At 35.9% G+C, this 19,007-nt stretch carries 14 protein-coding genes; 5 read left to right on the plus strand and 9 right to left on the minus strand.

Going from position 1 to position 19,007, the window contains the following annotated elements; all coding sequences use genetic code 11:
* Nucleotides 1-6: 6 nt before the first annotated feature.
* From H6G25_RS04885 to H6G25_RS04900, 5 genes are all read right to left on the minus strand, one after another.
* Nucleotides 7-1,584, minus strand: coding sequence for an NAD(P)/FAD-dependent oxidoreductase (locus tag H6G25_RS04885; protein WP_190391501.1), 1,578 nt, complete (start codon nucleotides 1,582-1,584; stop codon nucleotides 7-9).
* 89 nt (nucleotides 1,585-1,673) lie between these two features.
* Nucleotides 1,674-6,059 (minus strand): SDR family NAD(P)-dependent oxidoreductase, encoded by a 4,386-nt coding sequence (locus tag H6G25_RS04890; protein WP_190391502.1) that lies wholly within the window; start codon nucleotides 6,057-6,059, stop codon nucleotides 1,674-1,676.
* Nucleotides 6,060-6,094: 35 nt separating this feature from the next.
* Entirely contained in the window at nucleotides 6,095-8,407 is a 2,313-nt protein-coding gene (locus H6G25_RS04895) for an acyltransferase domain-containing protein (RefSeq protein WP_347239145.1), read from the minus strand.
* Entirely contained in the window at nucleotides 8,398-9,123 is a 726-nt protein-coding gene (locus tag H6G25_RS21050) for a beta-ketoacyl synthase N-terminal-like domain-containing protein (RefSeq protein WP_242034885.1), read from the minus strand. The genes H6G25_RS04895 and H6G25_RS21050 overlap by 10 nt, the downstream gene beginning before the upstream one ends.
* A gap of 225 nt (nucleotides 9,124-9,348) precedes the next feature.
* Complete coding sequence (locus H6G25_RS04900; protein WP_190391503.1) at nucleotides 9,349-9,885, minus strand: P-loop NTPase family protein; 537 nt, start codon at nucleotides 9,883-9,885, stop codon at nucleotides 9,349-9,351.
* A gap of 268 nt (nucleotides 9,886-10,153) precedes the next feature.
* On the opposite strand from H6G25_RS04900, the gene rph reads away from it, so the two are divergent.
* Together rph and H6G25_RS04910 are read left to right on the plus strand one after the other, a co-directional pair.
* Nucleotides 10,154-10,897 carry a ribonuclease PH gene (rph, locus tag H6G25_RS04905; protein WP_190391504.1) on the plus strand — a complete coding sequence of 248 codons (744 nt, stop codon included), beginning with the start codon at nucleotides 10,154-10,156 and terminating at the stop codon, nucleotides 10,895-10,897.
* Between the two features lie 59 nt (nucleotides 10,898-10,956).
* Complete coding sequence (locus H6G25_RS04910) at nucleotides 10,957-11,730, plus strand: MlaE family lipid ABC transporter permease subunit (protein WP_190391505.1); 774 nt, start codon at nucleotides 10,957-10,959, stop codon at nucleotides 11,728-11,730.
* Nucleotides 11,731-11,793: 63 nt separating this feature from the next.
* Here the strand turns inward: H6G25_RS04910 and holB are convergent, their stop codons facing one another.
* The 3 genes from holB to H6G25_RS04925 are packed head-to-tail and all read right to left on the minus strand — an operon-like array spanning nucleotide 11,794 to nucleotide 13,867.
* Entirely contained in the window at nucleotides 11,794-12,744 is a 951-nt protein-coding gene (holB, locus tag H6G25_RS04915) for a DNA polymerase III subunit delta' (RefSeq protein ID WP_190391506.1), read from the minus strand.
* 2 nt (nucleotides 12,745-12,746) lie between these two features.
* Nucleotides 12,747-13,373 carry a dTMP kinase gene (tmk, locus tag H6G25_RS04920; protein ID WP_190391507.1) on the minus strand — a complete coding sequence of 209 codons (627 nt, stop codon included), beginning with the start codon at nucleotides 13,371-13,373 and terminating at the stop codon, nucleotides 12,747-12,749.
* A gap of 14 nt (nucleotides 13,374-13,387) precedes the next feature.
* Nucleotides 13,388-13,867, minus strand: coding sequence for a molybdenum cofactor biosynthesis protein MoaE (locus H6G25_RS04925; protein WP_190391508.1), 480 nt, complete (start codon nucleotides 13,865-13,867; stop codon nucleotides 13,388-13,390).
* 169 nt (nucleotides 13,868-14,036) lie between these two features.
* Between H6G25_RS04925 and H6G25_RS04930 the strand changes: the two genes are divergently transcribed.
* The 3 genes from H6G25_RS04930 to mutT all read left to right on the plus strand — a co-directional run bounded on the left by H6G25_RS04930 (nucleotide 14,037) and on the right by mutT (nucleotide 16,785).
* The gene (locus H6G25_RS04930) at nucleotides 14,037-15,062 is read left to right on the plus strand and encodes a DMT family transporter (protein ID WP_190391509.1); all 1,026 of its coding nucleotides are present in this window, start codon (nucleotides 14,037-14,039) and stop codon (nucleotides 15,060-15,062) included.
* Between the two features lie 69 nt (nucleotides 15,063-15,131).
* Nucleotides 15,132-16,031: an LD-carboxypeptidase gene (locus H6G25_RS04935; RefSeq protein WP_190391510.1), complete on the plus strand. Its 900-nt coding sequence runs from the start codon at nucleotides 15,132-15,134 to the stop codon at nucleotides 16,029-16,031.
* A gap of 334 nt (nucleotides 16,032-16,365) precedes the next feature.
* The gene (gene mutT, locus H6G25_RS04940) at nucleotides 16,366-16,785 is read left to right on the plus strand and encodes an 8-oxo-dGTP diphosphatase MutT (RefSeq protein WP_190391511.1); all 420 of its coding nucleotides are present in this window, start codon (nucleotides 16,366-16,368) and stop codon (nucleotides 16,783-16,785) included.
* A gap of 218 nt (nucleotides 16,786-17,003) precedes the next feature.
* Here the strand turns inward: mutT and H6G25_RS04945 are convergent, their stop codons facing one another.
* A complete protein-coding gene (locus H6G25_RS04945) occupies nucleotides 17,004-17,966 on the minus strand; it encodes a DUF1517 domain-containing protein (RefSeq protein WP_190391512.1) in 963 nt (320 codons plus the stop codon).
* Between the last annotated feature and the right edge of the window lie 1,041 nt (nucleotides 17,967-19,007).

Genomic DNA, 19,007 nt, shown 5'->3' on the forward strand with positions numbered 1-19,007 from the left:
GCGTTATTATCTTAATATACCTTTAAGTTGTATTTTAATATTGAGAAATTTATGAACTTCTCTAGCACATAAATAACCACTTATAATAGTTCCTCCAAACCCATGTCCTGGATAAGTCCAAGCTGAGGCAAAATAAAGCCCCGGAATAGGAGATTTATTAGGTAGTCTAAATAATCCCACCTGACTAGGTATAGCTGCAAATCCGTAGGGTGTACCTTGAGGATTTAATGTATATCTTTGAATAGTTTTTGATGTTGCTACTTCATAATGTTCTACCTCTCCACTAATGCCCGGAATCTCTTTTTCTAAGCGTTCTAAAGCTATTTGAGCAATTGATTCTTTCTTTTTCTTGTATTCTTGTAAGCTAAGTCCTTCCCAATCTGATAAATGATCAACTAATAAAAAAGATCCGGTACTTTTACCAGAAGGAGCAAGTCCTGAATCAATTTGACTATAATCCACAAAAGTAAAGATTCGCTTCTCATATTCGGCTGTATTATTAATATTCATATCATCTAAACTATGAATATCATCATCAAACCTAAATATAGAATAGTTTAAGTTGCCAAGTTGAGATATTTCTCTTTTAAAACCCAAGTAAATAGCAATAAATGTACAACCAGCGACATAGTTTTGAATCTGCTTTTGTAAAAGATTATTTTCTGGATCAGGAAGTAAATTTACAATATTAGGAATAGCGGCATTAGCTATAATAGTTTGAGCGAAAAATTGTTTAACCTTTTTCTTTGGTTTACTCTCGCACTCAATCCCGATAACTTTTCCTTTATTTGTCATTATTTTGGTTACTAGATGAGATAATAATATCTCCCCGTTATGCTCTTTAATTACAGAAGCTAAATAATTAGATAAAACTTGAGATCCACCTTTGATAAACCAAGATCCATGAAAATAACTAGATTGTGCAAGAGAGTAAAATACGAGAGACAATGTGTACGGATTGGTATGGTAATAATACATATTTCCACAAAGTAATAATTTTAATTCTTGATCTTTGATAATTGAATCTAAAAAATTACCCAAAGTTTGCTTAATTGCCAAAGTCAAATTAGGGTAAATAAAAGGAAAGACAGGCATTAATAAAAGTTGTTGCCAATGTTCTTCTGGTAATCTAGTTACTTCTTCAGCAATGGCATTTATTTTCTGAAAAAATTTTCTGATACCTTTTTTTTCATGGGGAAATTTTTGGCATAATTTCGCAATTGCTAATTCTGCATCAGCAGGAATTGTAAAATCAAGGCGATTATTTTTAAAGCGGTAAAATTCATCTATTTTAATAAATTCAACATGATCAAATACTCCTAATTCTGCAAATATTTTTTTCTTGGGATCTTTGTCATGTAGCCCATCAAGTTGATGTAATCCTACCTCAAAGCTGAAATCTTTGCGCTTAAAAATAGTAGCACATCCACCGACCACATAATGTTGTTCGACTAACAAAACTTTTCTCCCTTCTTTTGCAAGTTTTGCACCCGCAGTTAAGCCTCCTAATCCTGCTCCGATGATAATAACATCGTAATTATTGTTAATTGAAGGTTCTATTTGTTGTTGATTTTGTGGGTTCATTTTTGATTACCTCTGTTACTTTTAATGTAGTACAGGCATCCTACCTGTATTTTTGAATTGTGACAGGCAAGATGCCTATTCCACATTGATTACAATAATTTCTGGAAATAATCCTGGATTATTTTTGGTAATTCACAAGCTACTGGTTTAGCACTTTCATGATCACGCAAAGCCCAAATTAAGGTATTATTTCCGTAAGCTAATTTACGTCTTCCTCCTGATAGGCTGTAATATTCAAAGTACAGGTTAAAACCATTAGTAAACCACCGTTCTAAATACATATTTACCTCAATTTCTTCAAAAGGCATTGCTTCTTGTAAGTGATTAACCACAACTTCAAGACAAATATATTCACCTCGTTTACTCCTTGTGGTAAAAACATCAGGCATAAGTTTATAAATGAACTGCTCCAGTGTTTTTGCTTGCCAGTCGTAGTAGTTAGAGTAATAAAGATTGCCTACAGAATTGCTATCATAAATTCCTGTTTGATAAGTTTTACTACTCAGAACTAGATCAGGACGAGGTTTTGTCTGTGATTTATATTTAATTTCTCCTAAATCTTGAATAGAAACATATTCTATTTGATTTTCAGTTCTAATTGCTGGAATACTATTGTTAAGCATTTTTTGCAAGTAATCATAAAGATAAGGTGGTAGTGGTGTTTGTTTGACAATACCATGTCCTGCAATTTTTACCCATGTAGTAGATAGGTTACTTTCTGCGATTTTGATCAAAGTTCCATCAATATTTTCTTTAAACCATTCAAATTCTAGATCAATAAATGATTGTTCTAAATTGGATTTATCAGTCATCCAGATTTTGCCGACCATATTATTCAGTGTTTCTGCTTCGTTATAAATTCTTGTGCTAGAAACATTTGTCACTATACCATATTCACCAGTTTGGAAGTCTCGCAGCAATTTATGACTGACAGGGTTTAATGTAAGTTCCCTTAGTTGTCCTACCCAAACTGGAAAGTTAGTAAAATATGTTTTACCACAAATAGCTTTACAATCTTTGAATGTTGTTGCGAATCTATAAATAGTTTTACCACTTATCAAATCTTCAACTAGTGAAGGTATTGCAGTGTCAATTTCACCAGACGTTTCTGCTATCTTTAGATGAACTACACTAGCTACAATGACCATGTTTTTGTGCCAAATATTCACAGGAAATGTTAAAACATGAAAAGAATTACCCTCTATTTGAACAGTAAAAATAACTCCTCTTTCATGTTTCCTTTCTACTGTAATTAATTGGGGAAAAGTACCCGTAGCTTTGAAAGTTGACTCTTTGACACACCATAATCTTGTAGCAAAAGAGCAAAGAGTATCATCATATTTTTTAAATTGCTGCAATAAAGATTGATACTGATTTCCGAGTAATTCTAACCAGTGGTCTAGTGTTCTTTGTTCCACAAATTCTAAGTCGCAACCTTGAATATTTTGCCCAATAGTCATTAACAATAAGGTGCGACTATGAGCTATAGAAATCTGTAAGTTACTGTTAGGAATTTGTGGTTTTCCACTGTCTAACCAAGTTATTGGTTCTTGATTAATTCCGTTCACAGAAGCATATTTTTCTGTAAATACTTGTTGTTCTATCTGATGACGGGTTTCGATGTCCAAACTATTGAATAATTCAGAATGTTTGTAAACAATTAACTGGGGTTTATCTGTCAATAAATGTTCATAGGATTTGAAACCTTGTGTAATTTTGTTTTCAATGAAAGAGCGATCGCCAATATCTTTTGGACGTGGATATTCAGGAGTTGGTTTAAGCGATTTAATATGATAACCAAAAATCTTTTCTATAACTTCATTCTGATCATTAACAAAGACTACATTGCTAACTGCTGTTTGCTCTTCTACTTTAACAAGTGTTGCTTCTACAAAACCTCTGCTGGAGAAATTTTGAATATTAAAAATCTGCCATTCCTCTATACTGATAGGTAGGTAAACATTTTGTGTGAGGACAAGTTGACCAGACTGTAACAGCACATCACGCAAAAGTGGACTACCTAAACTAAAAGGAGCTAATTTATTAGATGAAAAGCAAATTTCAGAAGTATCAGTATGAAAACCCTTGGTTGACAAAATTACTTGATCAGAATTAAGCAGATAAACCTTGTCAATATTTTGATAGGTAGAACCCTGAAAAAGTAGCCAACTATAGATATCTGTTTTTGACTCAAGATGTAAAGATTTATTGGGTATATTCAAATTTTTTGTTGGCTTTTCATTGCTGTGGTTTAAGGTAATTTCTGCTGAAAAATGAGGAGTTTTATAATTAGATTCTTCGGTAGAAATAGCTGCAAAAACTTTATTTCTATCTACTCTAGCGTGAATCTGAATTTTGATTTCTCCATTTTCAGGTACTACGATAGGACGCAAAAGAGAAATATGTTCTAATTTGACAGAATTGATATTAGTAATTCCTGTGACATAAGACGCTGCTTGTGTCATTGCTTCTAAACCAAATACTGTAGGAAATAATAGCGAACCATTGAAGTTATGATTATTAACATAAAGGTCATTTTGACGATTAAGAGAACAACGCACAATTAACTCTATTCCTGGTTCAAAATACTCTACTTTTTCTAGATAACGATTAGCAAAGGGTAAATTATAAGTATTACGTCTCCAAGTATCTAAACCACCTAATTTAGCCGCAATAACAATTTGTTGATCGTCTGCACAATTTTCTATCCAGTGCAAAAATTCTGCTACTCCAAGATGGGGAGGTATAGCATCAATTCCCATATTAGCTAATGTTTTAGTGCTGCCCATTTTTGCACCCATTCCTACTTCACTCCAAACACTATAGGCTAGAGTTATTGTCTCTGTTCCTGTTTGTTTTTTGAGATTTCTTAATAATAAATCTACCGTTTCGTTAGAAAAAGCATACCAACTATTCCCTAACATTCCTGTAACTCCAATAATAGAAGTAAAGGCAATAAAATATTTTAATTGATGGTATTTTAAGGCTGTAATCAAATTCCACGCACCAATTAATTTAGGTGCTATTTCTTGATATGCTTCGCTAGAAGATACTTGTTCTGTTCGGCGAGGTTTATTAGTACCTGCTCCGTGAATTACTGTTGTGATAGTTCCTAATTCAGTTGTTACTTTTTGAATCAGTTGATTGACTGCATTTAAGTCAGTAATATTGCAAGAGTAATATTTAGCTATTAATTGAGCATCTGTGTATTTTTTGAGAGTATTTTGTACTTCGTCATTGATAGGAGAACTACCAACTAAAGCCATTTTACAGTGATATTTTTCAGCAACAGCAATAGCACATTCAGCCGTAATTCCTTTAGCACCACCTGTAACGATAATTACGTCTTCTGATGTGAGATTAACATTTCTTGATTGTGATTTTTTCTGTGCTAAGTCATAAACCATTTGACTTCTTTGCATTTCATAATTATAACCAGCTACACTATAATTATCGCTTGTGGTAAATTCAGCTTTTATTTTCTGGTTAATAATCTCCAAAGACAGTCTGTGATCAAATTCTACAACCCGAATTTTCAGCTTAGGACGTTCTAAATGTAAACTTGCAGCAAAGGAAGCTACACTAAAAACAGAAGTAGGTGGATCATTATTTTCGCAGCGAGAAAAATAACCATTGCCAAATTGAATAAATCCTAATTCGCAAATTTTTCCAGCAGTTTTTTGAGCTACATTGGTCAATATTTCTATAGTTTCTGTTAAATCTTCCCATGTTTCTGGGATTAAAATTAACAAGCGATCAGGTATATTAAAACCATCCCATAATTGGGCTATATTTTCAGCTAATTTATGATGAGATTTGATGCAAGCAATGGCTATTTTCTCAACTGTGTCTCTAACATCAGTTGTTAATTCCTCCCTTAGCATTTCAACTGTAAAACTTCTCACATAAGATTGTGAAATAGTAGGTTCTGATGGTACTTTAGGTTTTTGAATAGATAATTTCTGAAGATAAGAAATAATCGCTTCGCTAATTTCTCCTAAGGTACTATTGGCAAATTCTGAAGGTTCAAATTCACCTTCCAAGTGATATATTTTAGCAATTTCAGCCATTAAAGAACCAACTTTGATGCTGTCAAGATTTAGATCATCTAAAAGACGGTATTCTAACTTAATTACTTCTTTAGCTAATCCCGTTTTTTCTGCCGCAATTTCTACTACTTTTTCCCGTATTTGTTCCTGTATTTTAACAGGTTTACTTTCAACTACTTGAATACTTGGTAATTCGGAAATTGGTAATAGTGGAGGTTCTTTTTTATCTTGATCAGAAGATGAAATAATGTTTAATTTTGGTTCTGAGCGAGAGTTGTTTAAACTTCCCTGCAAATAACCTAAATTTTGCAAATCAGCAAGAATGACTTTAGCATAAAAACCACTACGTTGTGTAAGTAACCGAGTTAAAACTCCTAGTAGTTCTTGTTTATTAAACTCGTTTTCCAAATTAGTTGAATTTTTCATGGTTTTCTCCCTGATAATTGTTTCGTTTATGTATTTTAGAAAAATGGTAAAGATTCCAAATCGGCTTTAATCAATTCAGCTAAAAAAGCTCCTCTTTCTCTTACATAACTAGAGAGTAAAGTTTCTAACTCTTCATTATTTATTGCAAGTTGTGATGGCATCGTTTGAAAACCCACTTTTTTATCTAATATTTGTTCTGGATTTTCATAATCAATGGAAACATTAAAATTACGTTCACAAGGATTGTCAATAAAAATCTTTTCTGCTGCGGGAATGAAAGGACGAACCAGACGATTTTTGTAAAGTTCTTCCCATTTAATATCACCTCCATTAACAAAATAATAGGCTAAAAAACTGTTTAAGTCTGAATCATTTCCAGGTTTTGACTCTACAGGAAAACACTGACAACTATTAGGAATATTACTCACTAATCCTGATAGTACCCTTCCTGATCCTACTTCTACCATCAAGTCACATTTAGCAGTCATATTTTCTACAAGTGATATAAAATCAACTTGGGAAATTACTTGATTAGCAAAATGTTCTGGCAAATTAATTCCTGTTTTAATTTCTAATCCATTAATACTAGAAAATAAAGGTACAGAAAGATTAGTAAGTTCTTCTGAAATTGGTGCATTATTTTGTAAATATTCAGCCGCATTTTTAACTTTTTCCGAGTGAAATGCGTTGGAAACTGGTAATAAATGAGTCTGAATATTTTGTTGTTTAGCAATTGTAATTGCTGCGTCTATAGCAGAGCGATCACCTGAAATTATAGTTTGATTTGGACTATTAATATTAGCCACAATTGCATAACCTTGAACTTGTGATAAAATACTTTTTGCTGTTACTTGATCACAAGCTAAACTAGCCATACTACCTGCATCTTCTGAGGATGTAGACATAGCTTGACCGCGCATTGCTGCAAAACAAATTAAGGTTTTTTCATCATAAGCACCTGCATTATAAAAAGCAATTAATTCTCCTAAACTATGACCTCCTACTACTACTGGTTGAATACCTAAATTTTCCAAATAACGTATCCATATTAAAGAAGTCAGACATAAAGCAGGTTGAGCAAACTCTGTACGAGCTAATAATTGTGACCATTCTTTAATTTCTTCTTGATTGATAGCACGTTCTAAAGAACAATAAATAAATTGACTAATGGGTGCAATTCCTATTTCTTTCAGCCATTCATCTGCTTGATTTACTAATTGCTTTGCCCAATCATAGCGTTGTACTAAAATACGCGCCATATTTAACTTTTGTGAACCTTGTCCGGGAAATAAAAACCCTATGCGATCACGTTTGATTTGATTGGCAATATAAATATCTTTTTCTGGGGAAATTATTACTTCTCCTTTTGTTAATGAATGATTATTCAGTATTTGCTTAATTCTGACAAGACTATCCAATAATTGAGTAGGATTATGGGCAACAATTGCCGCTCGTATAGGTAAAGAATCTTGATTTTCTTGAGCAAGTTTAGCAGCTAAATCTACCATTTCCCCTATGCTCATCCCTTGAGCAAGCTCAATTAATATTAAAATGCGTTCTAACAAATCTTCTACAAAAAACGCACTCATGATAAATATTTCGGTATCCTGATTAGATACTAATAAAGATGCTTCTCTAACAGAAGATTTCAGATGATTAGCTGGTGCATCTCCAGAGGAAATTGCTACATGACAATTAATACCACCAAAACCTGCACCAAAAATCCCGGCTTTTAATGTTTCATTAGGGTTGCGAATTTCACCAGTTAAAACAGGATAAAGACATTGTGCAGATGTATCAAATATTGGATTAGGTTCTTTGCAACCTGCGGTGGGTGGTAAAATTCTTTGATTGACTGCTATTACTGATTTAATAAAAGCACCTATTCCTGAAGCTGCTTTTGTGTGTCCCACTATGGATTTAAACGAGGTCATACCTACTGAACGAGGTACAATTTCACCATGTTGACTCATTGCTAAGGCAATACCTTCTAATTCTGTCCTATCACCTACCGCAGTTCCAGTTCCATGTCCTTCTATAAAATTAAGAGTATGAGGACTATAACCGGCTTTCTGATAAGCTCTTAATAGTGCTTTTGATTGACCAATTTTAGAAGGTGCTGTGATTCCACCTTTACCATCAGAAGAAATTCCCCAACCGTTAATAGTAGCATAGATATAATTGCCATCACGTTGAGCATCTTCTAAACGTTTTAGCACCACAAAACCACAACCTTCACCCGGTATAAAACCACTAGCACGTTTATCATAAACTGTCATATCACTAGCAGTTAAAGCACCAGTTTTTGCAAAACCAATCAGTTCAAATGTATCTAAACTTACATCCACCCCCCCGCCAAAACAAGACTCAATTCACCACTAATCAGCTTTGTACAAGCGTCTGCTACTGCAATTAATGATGAAGAGCAAGCACCATCAACAGTGTAACCACCACCATCGAAGTTAAAGAAATTACATATTCTTCCAGCAATAGTATTAGAAAGTCCACCTGCTAAGGAATCTTCGGTAATGGGAGGAAAAACAGACTTGTAAAATTTTTCCATAGTTTCTACAAGTGTTTCTATAGTTGCAGGAGGTAAACCTTTAGCTTGAGCAGCCGCACGTAATGTTTTTCTCACAAAAGGCCAACGTAATCTCAGTCCAGAACTTCTGGTTTGTTCACCGGTTAAAGTGTTTCCTAAAATTACTCCTGTTAGTTCAGTAGGTACAGTTTCACGGGAATAACCTGCATTTTCTAATGCTTTCATGGCTGTATCAAGAGCCAACCATTGCACTATATCAGTAGAATCTATGGTACTTTTAGGAATGCGATGTTTGCGCCAATCAAAGTCAAAACCATCAATCACAGCCATACGACTTCCATAAGTGTGATCCGGTGTTTGCGGATTTGGGTCATAATATTCAGATAAAGGTAATCTTACATCTGGATTGGAACGAAATTGTTGTTTGCGAGTAAGTATATTTTCCCAAAGTTCTAATAAAGTTTTAGCCCCAGGATAACAGCAACCCATTCCTACGACAGCAATATTATATATGTCTGACATGGTTTTGTGACATGAGTGTTTTTGTACTGATTCTCAGTTACTCTATCAAACTTGATTGTAGAATTGATGAATCCTGTAACAACATTTTACAATTTTTGGCTTTTACCCATGGAAAATCCCTGATTTTTTCCTCTTGGGAGAAAGCCCAGTACAACCCGATAAAATCGTGACTATGTCAATAGGGTTTCTTTTTGTTGGTAAAGATTATTACTGTTGTAACAATGTTCAAGGTTGATGAGAGCGACGAATTTCTGTAATTTGATCTGCTATCTCTAAAAGAGACTTGGGCATTTGAGAACCTGTAAGAATAATATCAAGATGAGGAGGACGGTGAGAAAGAAAATCTAAAACCTCACTTTCAGGAATTAAACCGAAATTAACCGCTAAACTCAACTCATCTAATACCAGTAAAGAATACTTGCCTTCATTAACTACCTTTTGGGTATATTGCCAAAGTTCTTGTAAAGCTTGATTTTCCGATTCATCTAAATCTGAATTATCAATACAACGAGGCAAATCACAGCGAATCCAGTCTAAATGTTTTCCCATTTGGGTAGGTCGTTCAAATCCTTGACGGATACCACCTTTAAGAAACTGAACTATTAATACTGGTGTACCTTGTCCGGCAATTCTCAGCACTTGTGCCATGACGCTTGTAAAAAAGCTACGTTGAGAACTTGTGAAAACTTGCACTAATCCCTCTACGGAATATGGTAAGCTGAGATTCGAATTTGAAGCTGGAATTTCTAATTGGGCAACCATAGGACAAAGTTGAAAACCTGGCTATAAATTTAATGGTGTTACTAAATTGAGGTATAAAAGTCAAAAATTGCATTGCTCAAATTTTTACTCTTTGCGCCTTTGCGTGAGATAAATCTATGCTTTTATTCACTAAAGTAAATTTAATAATTTACAAATCAAAAGACATAATTATCATACAGCACTATTGAGTATTCCCACAGCAAAATATCCTGACTTCATGCGGTTAATATGTATAAGACAATAGGCAAAAATTCAAAAGGAAATTTTAATGGTTTGGCAACGTCCTGACGGCAGAAAACCCAGTGAACTCCGTCCCCATAGTTTTTATCCCCATTTCACCCGCTTTGCACCAGGTTCGGTTTTAGCGAAGTGTGGTGATACTCAAGTTCTTTGTACCGTGAGTGTAGCTGAAGGAGTACCTAAATTTTTGACTGGTAGTGGTCAGGGTTGGTTGACAGCGGAGTATAGAATGTTGCCATCAGCTACTCAAAAACGCCAGGAACGGGAATTAATGAAATTATCCGGGAGAACCCAGGAAATTCAACGTTTAATTGGCAGAAGTTTAAGGGCTGCTTTAGATTTTGAGATTTTAGGAGAATGGACGCTAATGGTGGACACAGACGTATTACAGGCCGACGCGGGAACGAGGACAATGGCAATTACAGGGGGTTTTGTAGCTTTAGCTCATGCTATATCTCAATTATTACAGCAAGGAGTGTTAGAGCGATCGCCTTTATGTAGACAAATAGCAGCGGTTTCTGTAGGCTTATTACAAGGTGAACCATTTTTAGATCTTAATTACGTTGAGGATGTAGCCGCAGATGTAGATTTTAATGTAGTTATGAATCATAAAATGCAAATTATTGAAGTTCAGGGAACAGCGGAAGCAGGAAGTTTTAGTCGTCAACAATTGAATCAAATGTTAGATTTTTCTGAACAAGGTATACAGCAATTACTAATTGCCCAAAGAAATGCAATTAGTGATTGGAATACCTTATTTATAGAAAATTAAAATAGAAAACTAAATTGTCATAATTACCAAATAAAAAAATTCAATTAGTGGCCGTAAACTTGCAACCAAAAAGAAATTCAGAGCAATCTTGGCTAATTCGGTGTTTGTCAGCATTTCTGTTGTTAGGTCAAATTTCATTACATTTTCTGCGCGGAAAAACCTATTATCGCAAGATATTAGAACATACAGTAACAGCCGGACCTGCTTCTCTTCCTCCAGTGTTATTAGTCAGCGGTTTTGCTGGAATGATTTTCACTATTCAAACCGCTAGGGAATTAGTGAGATTTGGGGCTGTAAACACTGTTGGTGGTGCGTTTGCTTTGGCATTTTGTCGGGAATTAGCACCAATTTTAACTGCTAGTATTATCGCGGGACAAGTTGGTTCAGCTTTTGCGGCAGAATTGGGAGCAATGCGGGTTACAGAACAAATTGATGCTTTATATATACTCAGAACAGACCCTATTGATTATTTAGTTTTACCTAGAGTTATTGCTTGCTGTTTAATGATGCCTATAATGATGATTTTTGCCTTAATTATAGGTATTATGGGCGGTACTTTTGCGGCCATGCAGTTTTATCAAGTTGTTCCCGAAACATTTTTAGAATCAGTGAGAGAGTTTTTAGTACCATCAGATATTTTTATTATTTTACTTAAAGGGTTAATTTTTGGGGCTATAGTTGCTGTTAATGGCTGTAGTTGGGGACTGACAACTCAAGGGGGAGCAAAGGAGGTGGGAGAGTCAGCAACTACGGCTGTTGTCACTACTTGGGTGGCAATTTTTATTATGGATTTTATATTGGCGTTACTATTGTTTGAACAGCCTATATTGTAATTGTAATTTTAAGTTTAGAGGGGTTTATTTATACATTTAATTACTTTTAAAACAACCACTTAACTACATTAGCGATAGCTGAAAAAAAGCTAAAAATGTACATTCCCAAACTAAACGAGGTTGAGCATAACAAAGTAAGTTTTTCCTGGTTTTTTCTAGCTGTTGAATAATTCTCGGTTCATGTATTTGTTGCCAATAATATTGTTGTAAATAATCAATTAACCATAATTGCGCTTCTGTATCTAATTCCTGATCAATTTTCTTCCCTAATTCTAAAGCATGACGATAAGATGTTGGTCTTTTTTTCACCTGTGCTATAAATTCGCTAGGAATATTTTGCAATTGCTGGTAAGATGAAATCGCATTTCCTGGACTACCTGCGGCTATATTTAAAACTTCTGGATGTTGCAAAATCTCTGTATTTCCTGTTTGCGTCAATACCTGTTTCATAGCAGCATTATCTAAACGATAAAAAGGAATTTTCTGACAACGAGATACTAAAGTTGGTAATACAGATTCTGGGGAAGGTGCAATTAAAATTAATGTCGCTTTTCCCGGTTCTTCTAAAGTTTTTAATAACGCATTGGCCGCAGATTCTGCCATTGTTTCTGCTTGTTCTAATACTATCACATTTCTCGCCGCTTCTAAGGGTGGACGAGCCAGAAATTGGGTAATTTCTCGAATTTGTTCTAAACGAATTACTGGTGGTGCTTTGCGTTTAACTCCCTTTTGTGCTGCTTCGAGTGGAGTAAATCTTTGTCCTTGATATTGATAAGTTGGTTCTACCCACAATAAAGCTGGATGATTTCTTTGTTTAATTCGATGTTGTAAAACCGGAATTTGATCAGGTTTTACAAAACTAGAAAAAAGTAATTCAATAAAACACCGTGCTGCTAAACTTCTACCCACACCATCAGCACCCACAAACATATAAGCAGGTGCAACTCGGTTTTGTTTAACGGACTGGGTTAGTAATTCTACTGCTTGCTGTTGTCCTATTAATGACGAAAACATAATTATGAAAACAGGCGTTTCTGTAAAATATTTTGTATAGTTTGTTGCACATTTTCTTGACTGCGACTGCCATCTACTCGCACAATTCGGGATGGATAGGATACATATAAATCCGTATATCCCCTTTGTACTCGACGATGAAAAGCAATTGTTTCCTGTTCAATTCTATCTAATTTAGCTTGTCCACGTTTACGCGATAAACCCACCTCCACATCTACATCTAACCAAATAGTTATATCACTTGTTAAACCCCCTGTAGCAATCTGGTTCAGATGATTAATTAGACTCATATCTAAGCCCCTGCCATAACCCTGATAAGCAATGGTAGAATCAGTAAAGCGATCGCATAAAATATATTTTCCCATAGCTAAATTTGGTTTTAATTCCTCTTCAATATGTTGCGCCCTATCCGCAGCATACAACAACAGTTCCGTAATTTCCTCTATTGGCTTACTTGGTGACTTTGACAATAATAACCTCCGCAAATCTTTTCCTAACTCCGTTCCCCCCGGTTCACGAGTCAGTACCACTGATATATTTAAACTTTCTAACCACTGAGAAAAAAGGTGCATCTGAGTAGTTTTACCACATCCTTCTACGCCTTCAAATACGATTAATTTACCATTCATCTTTTTAAATAGTTTTAATGCTTGCAAGTGCTTATGGAAATCCAAGATGAATCTACGATTTTAGACCCATCTTCTTCAATCTTGTAATAATGTTCTTTTTTCCAAATAGGTGCGTTGTGTTTCAACGTATCAATAGCATATTCACAAGCCGCAAAAGCCTGACCACGGTGTGGACAACCTATAGCTACAAGTACACTAATTTCCCCAATTGACAATCTCCCAATGCGATGATATATTGCCACTCGACTGACATCAGACCATTGATGGCGAATCTGATCAGCAATTTGATAGAATACCTGTAAAGCCATTGGTTCATAAGCTTGATACTCCAAAGCCACCACAGACTTACCGTCAGTTTGATTACGAACCATCCCACTCATGATTACCACCGCACCATGAGCAGGACTATCCACCTTACTATAGATTTCCTCTACAGACAATGGTGCTAGTGTAATTCCAAAACTATCTTCAACCCTGGGTTTAATTGTGATCATTTATCTTATGCTCCTAATAGTAAATTGATACAAGGATCATCGCGGTTCATGATTTGAAAAATCCCATTCTATAAGAATATCTAACCGCGAAATATCCGGGCAATTCAAAAAACCCCAAAATCAGGTAAAGTAATATTTTCATCTATTTACTAAAAACCACGATCATCCCATGCAAGTGCAACTCAGTGGATCTAAAAATCCCCTAGCGTATCTACTATTAATCGCTCCTTTTTTCCTTTGGGGTACAGCAATGGTGGCCATGAAAGGTGTAATTTCTCACACCACACCCCTATTTATGGCTGGAGTTAGATTAATACCTGCTGGGGTGTTAATTCTCATGGTAGCAGCATTCATGGGTAAACCTGTACCTAAAAGTTGGTTAGCATGGTTATGGATTATTATATTTGCTTTAGTTGATGGTACTTTATTTCAAGGCTTTTTAGCAGAAGGTTTAGTCAGAACCAATGCTGGTTTAGGTTCGGTAATGATAGACTCCCAACCTCTAGCAGTAGCTTTACTGTCTCTCTGGTTATTTAAAGAACATATTGGTTTATGGGGATGGTTGGGGTTAGGTTTGGGAATCACAGGAATTAGTCTGATTGGTTTACCAGAAGAATGGATTTTTCATCTTCTTGATTCAGGAGTGACAATTACCACAGATAATTGGCAAGATTTATTTAATAGTGGTGAGTTATTAATGTTACTGGCAGCTTTATCAATGGCTGTGGGAACGGTGTTGATTCGGTTTGTGTGCCAATATGCAGATCCAGTCATGGCTACAGGATGGCACATGATTATCGGAGGCTTGCCCTTGTGGGGAATTTCTTCAGTATTAGAAGGTCAACAATGGCAAAATATTGTACTATCAGATTGGATAGCATTAAGTTATGCTACTGTATTTGGTAGTGCGATCGCTTATGGTTTATTTTTCTATTTTGCTTCCAGTGGTAATCTCACTAGTTTAAGTTCTCTCACCTTTTTGACACCGGTTTTTGCCTTAATATTCGGTTATATTTTCCTCTCAGAGGTCTTGACCATTATCCAGTGGTTAGGTGTTTTTCTCACATTAATCAGTATTTATTTAATCAATCAGCGGGAAAATATTGGGGTAAAAAATCAGACAATTACTATCACAGAAACAAATACCACAGAGGAATCATTAGTTTTAGAACTATCCCCGAAAAAAGTCCCTTAAACAGAGCTAAATCACCGATAACTACCAAAAATATCACAAAAATATAACTATTACTTACATTTTCTACTGATGTCACTCCCTATCTTACCCCCATATCTCAAACCAGGTGATTTGCTGCGCGTAATTGCTCCCAGTGGTGCATTACGAGAAATGGAAGCGTTTCATCAAAGTGTGGAAATTTGGAAAGCGCGTGGTTATCGCGTTGAAATTCCGTCTAACATAGATGATAAACATGGTTATCTCGCTGGTACAGATATCCACCGTCGTCAGCAACTAGCCACAGCATGGGAAGATCCAGAATGTCGGGGTATCCTCTGCGCGAGAGGTGGTTTTGGCTGTACCCGGATTTTAGAAGATTGGAATTGGCCAGAAAATATCATTCCACCTAAATGGTTAATCGGCTTTTCTGACATCACAGCCTTGCTTTGGAGTCTCTACAACGCTGATATTGTCAGTGTCCATGGTCCCGTCCTCACCACCCTAGCAAATGAGCCAGAATGGTCAATACAGAGGCTATTTGACATAGTAGAAGGTCGTTGTCTTACACCCTTAAAGGGTAAAGGTTGGGGTGGTGGTACAAGTACGGGAATCTTGCTTCCTGGTAATTTGACGGTAGCAACTCATCTTTTAGCAACACCAATTTTTCCTAACCTTGATGGTGTAATATTAGCCTTAGAAGATGTGACAGAAGCACCTTATCGGATAGATAGAATGTTGACTCAATGGCGATTAAGTGGTATTCTGTCTAAAGTTCGCGGTATTGCTTTAGGGGGTTTTACTAAATGTGACCCACCACCCAATGTACCCAGTTTGGGTATAGAGGAAGTTTTGAAAGAACGCTTGGCTGATTTGGGTATTCCCATAGTTTCTGATCTCCCCTTTGGTCATGATAGCCCCAATGCTGCTTTACCTGTGGGAATGATGGTAACATTAGACGGAGAAAAGGGGATATTAAACATTAACAAATAAACTACAGCACTTACCGATGTTATGAGGTACAAGAACCCCACCCCCAACCCCCTCCAATATCAAAAGTTTATCCTTTTCTTCCCCCCGCTGCGGGGGGGTTGAGGGGGGATTGAGGGGGGTGCGAGGAGGGTGCTTAGGATGTACCTCGAGCGGAAACCCCTGTATTTACCTAAATCTTCTAGACTACCTACAGCATATTTCACAATAAACTATAAAGGTAAGCTTTTAGAGGCAAGATGCCCATCCCACAAGAGTTTTGCTATTAATATTTCTGCCTTATTTACCTGCAATCTGCTGTATGTTAAAATTACCCTATTGTTTCTAACCCAAAGATGTGAATGAAATCAGTTCTTCTTCTATTCCCCATAAAATTATTGGTGTTGCTGTGATTTGGAATGACCAAAAACAGATTTTAATTGATCGTCGTCTTCCCCAAGGTAAAATGGGTGGTTTATGGGAATTTCCGGGGGGAAAACTGGAAATAGGTGAAACTATTCAAGAATGTATTAAACGAGAAATTTCGGAAGAGTTGGGAATAGAAATTGCAGTTGGAGAACACCTAATTACTATTGACCATACCTATAGTCATTTGCGGGTGACATTAACAGTACATCATTCTCAATATTTAACCGGTATTCCCCAAACCATAGAATGTGATGAAATTCGCTGGGTAAGTTTGCATGAATTAGATGATTTCACTTTTCCAGAAGCAAATGGGGAAATTATCACAGCTTTAAGGAAATACAGCAAATAGCAAGCTAGTGAATATTTAATTTACAAATCCAAAGCTTAAAACCCACATTCCGTACCCCAACTGTTACGGGGGGAAATTCTTGATGAAAAACAAGGAAACAAGAATAAAAACAGAACAGATAAGTAGCTGAACGAAAAAAACCGACATAAGTAACGAAAAGTAAAATTGCCCAAAACCTGTTCCCTGTTCCCAGTTAAGAGTTCCCTGTTCCCTCTTAATTAAACCAACTTCAAATCAGGATATTCCGCAAACAAATCATCTGATGTCAGTGTATCCCCTGGTGCTTGGGGAGTCCACAAAACTTCAATCGCTAACAGTTGTTCACTGGGAAGACTACCAATTTGACGCAAAGCTTGACGCAAATCATCAGCGCTATTAATAGCCGGAATTTGACATTTACCTAAAGTCGCTGCTAACAAGGTGACAATAATATATTCTCCAGGACCTTGGCTAATTAAGCGGGTGGGGTTATCCTCCCCAGATAAAGCTTCTTTGCTCAAAACAGCTTTTAGTTGATTATTCACATTAGAGAGGGTTTCTTCGCTAAACTTACTGCGTTCAGCTAAAGATAAACGATTAAATTGGGATTCGGCGGCATTTAACTTTGCTTGTTGAGTTCCACCACCCGCATATACCCAGTATTCAGGATGACGCAGTAAAGCTAAACTAGCCTCTTGTAAAACTTCGCTTCTTCCTGCTGGGGTATTAGTATCAGCAGTTTCCGCAATGTGATTCAGTTCGGTTTGTAAATCTCTGGCTTGAGCTAATAACCCAACTTGTAAACGAGTTACAGACACGGAAGGGTTACTATTGTAACTTACTTCTTCCGTTTCTCCACCAGTAACACGGCGGAAGGTTTGGACTAAAAAATTCGCCATAGCAAAAAAGATTAAAATCCCAAACAACCCACCAAAACCGCCTCCAAAACCCCATAAGGGTAAAAGAAAGGGAAAGCCAAAACCACCACCATAGGGGGCGTAGTAACCGCCACTACTAGGCATATTGGGACGGGGTGCATAGGTACGGCTAGAAGGCATTCTAAAAGAACCACCACCAATTCTACCACCAGAACGGGCTGCTAGGGCATCACTGCCATGGCTAAAGGCTAAAGTTAGGACTAAGGTAAGGATAAAGACGGTTTTAAATAGGGGTTTGAGAAATCCTTGTAATTTTTTATTCATAATTCATTGATGACGACAACTGTATTTTTACGCTGGCTTCCCTGGGAAAAGCAGTGCAAGCCATAGCACTACTCTTAATCTAACGCTTGTTATGTTAGTTAGGCGGCGAATTAAGGAGGATTTTTGATGTTGATAACCGTACCGTGAAATCTCCTCACCGTCAAAAAACTTTGGAATTAATTAATTATTTCTATTTTCCAGTCATGCCATATTTAATAATCTTAGCGCTAAAAAATTAATGAGTATCATTAATAATTCTAATTTACTATTTTAGCACTTATTAGTTAAGTGTGAATCTTGCTACTGTCTCGGAAAAGTATTCTAAGTGATTGGATTTTTTTCTATTCATAATTTTGCTACTAACTAATTTTTTCCGGATAGAGACGGAATATGTAGCACCTATAGTCCAGGGGGTTTGACTTTTAATAAATGATGTAAGTAGAATGACAATTAAAATTTTACATTTACTACCTATTAACTATAGGAGCAAGTTGAAAAATTTGTTTATATCTAGGTTGTAATGTAGCAAATATAGCTATGATTACCGCCTAAATATTTTCAAATTAATGGCGGGTAAATGCAACGATTGATACCCTAAATTATGATGAAAATCATGTAAGCAACAAAAGTAAAAATAATGGGCATTATTAAATCATTATTTGACCGTAAATGCTATCATGCAGATTACAAAATTGGTGGATATTTTCTGGCGATTTGGCACGAAAATAGCCAATATTTAGGGTATTATAGAGGAAATAGTTAGATTGAACAATTCTCCAAGTAGTTTCTGAGTAATCTCTTGGAAGTGTCAATGATAAATCATAGCTATCTTTGATTATGCAGATAACTTGTCCAGCATTGATAACATTGAGCAAATTCAACAATAATTGGCGACAAAATAGGTGATAAATTTATAGTTTTGTCAGCCAGGTGTTTCATAATATAAATTCATCTTGCTCTTGTGTATTAATTGGAAAGTGAGAGTTTTACTAGTTAGCAAAAATGTCAATACCTAATTAACTTTAAAATTGCAAATTTTTT

Source organism: Dolichospermum sp. FACHB-1091 (genome assembly GCF_014697585.1).
Taxonomy (GTDB): domain Bacteria; phylum Cyanobacteriota; class Cyanobacteriia; order Cyanobacteriales; family Nostocaceae; genus Dolichospermum.

Excerpts from the sequence above, each read along its gene's own strand:
- H6G25_RS04890 (WP_190391502.1), bottom strand. The coding sequence starts at position 6,059 with ATGAAAAATTCAACTAATTTGGAAAACGAGTTTAATAAACAAGAACTA.
- H6G25_RS04885 (WP_190391501.1), bottom strand. The coding sequence starts at position 1,584 with ATGAACCCACAAAATCAACAACAAATAGAACCTTCAATTAACAATAAT.
- H6G25_RS21050 (WP_242034885.1), bottom strand. The coding sequence starts at position 9,123 with ATGTCAGACATATATAATATTGCTGTCGTAGGAATGGGTTGCTGTTAT.
- rph (WP_190391504.1), top strand. The coding sequence starts at position 10,154 with ATGGTTTGGCAACGTCCTGACGGCAGAAAACCCAGTGAACTCCGTCCC.
- H6G25_RS04930 (WP_190391509.1), top strand. The coding sequence starts at position 14,037 with ATGCAAGTGCAACTCAGTGGATCTAAAAATCCCCTAGCGTATCTACTA.
- tmk (WP_190391507.1), bottom strand. The coding sequence starts at position 13,373 with ATGAATGGTAAATTAATCGTATTTGAAGGCGTAGAAGGATGTGGTAAA.
- H6G25_RS04945 (WP_190391512.1), bottom strand. The coding sequence starts at position 17,966 with ATGAATAAAAAATTACAAGGATTTCTCAAACCCCTATTTAAAACCGTC.
- H6G25_RS04935 (WP_190391510.1), top strand. The coding sequence starts at position 15,132 with ATGTCACTCCCTATCTTACCCCCATATCTCAAACCAGGTGATTTGCTG.
- H6G25_RS04900 (WP_190391503.1), bottom strand. The coding sequence starts at position 9,885 with ATGGTTGCCCAATTAGAAATTCCAGCTTCAAATTCGAATCTCAGCTTA.
- H6G25_RS04925 (WP_190391508.1), bottom strand. The coding sequence starts at position 13,867 with ATGATCACAATTAAACCCAGGGTTGAAGATAGTTTTGGAATTACACTA.
- holB (WP_190391506.1), bottom strand. The coding sequence starts at position 12,744 with ATGTTTTCGTCATTAATAGGACAACAGCAAGCAGTAGAATTACTAACC.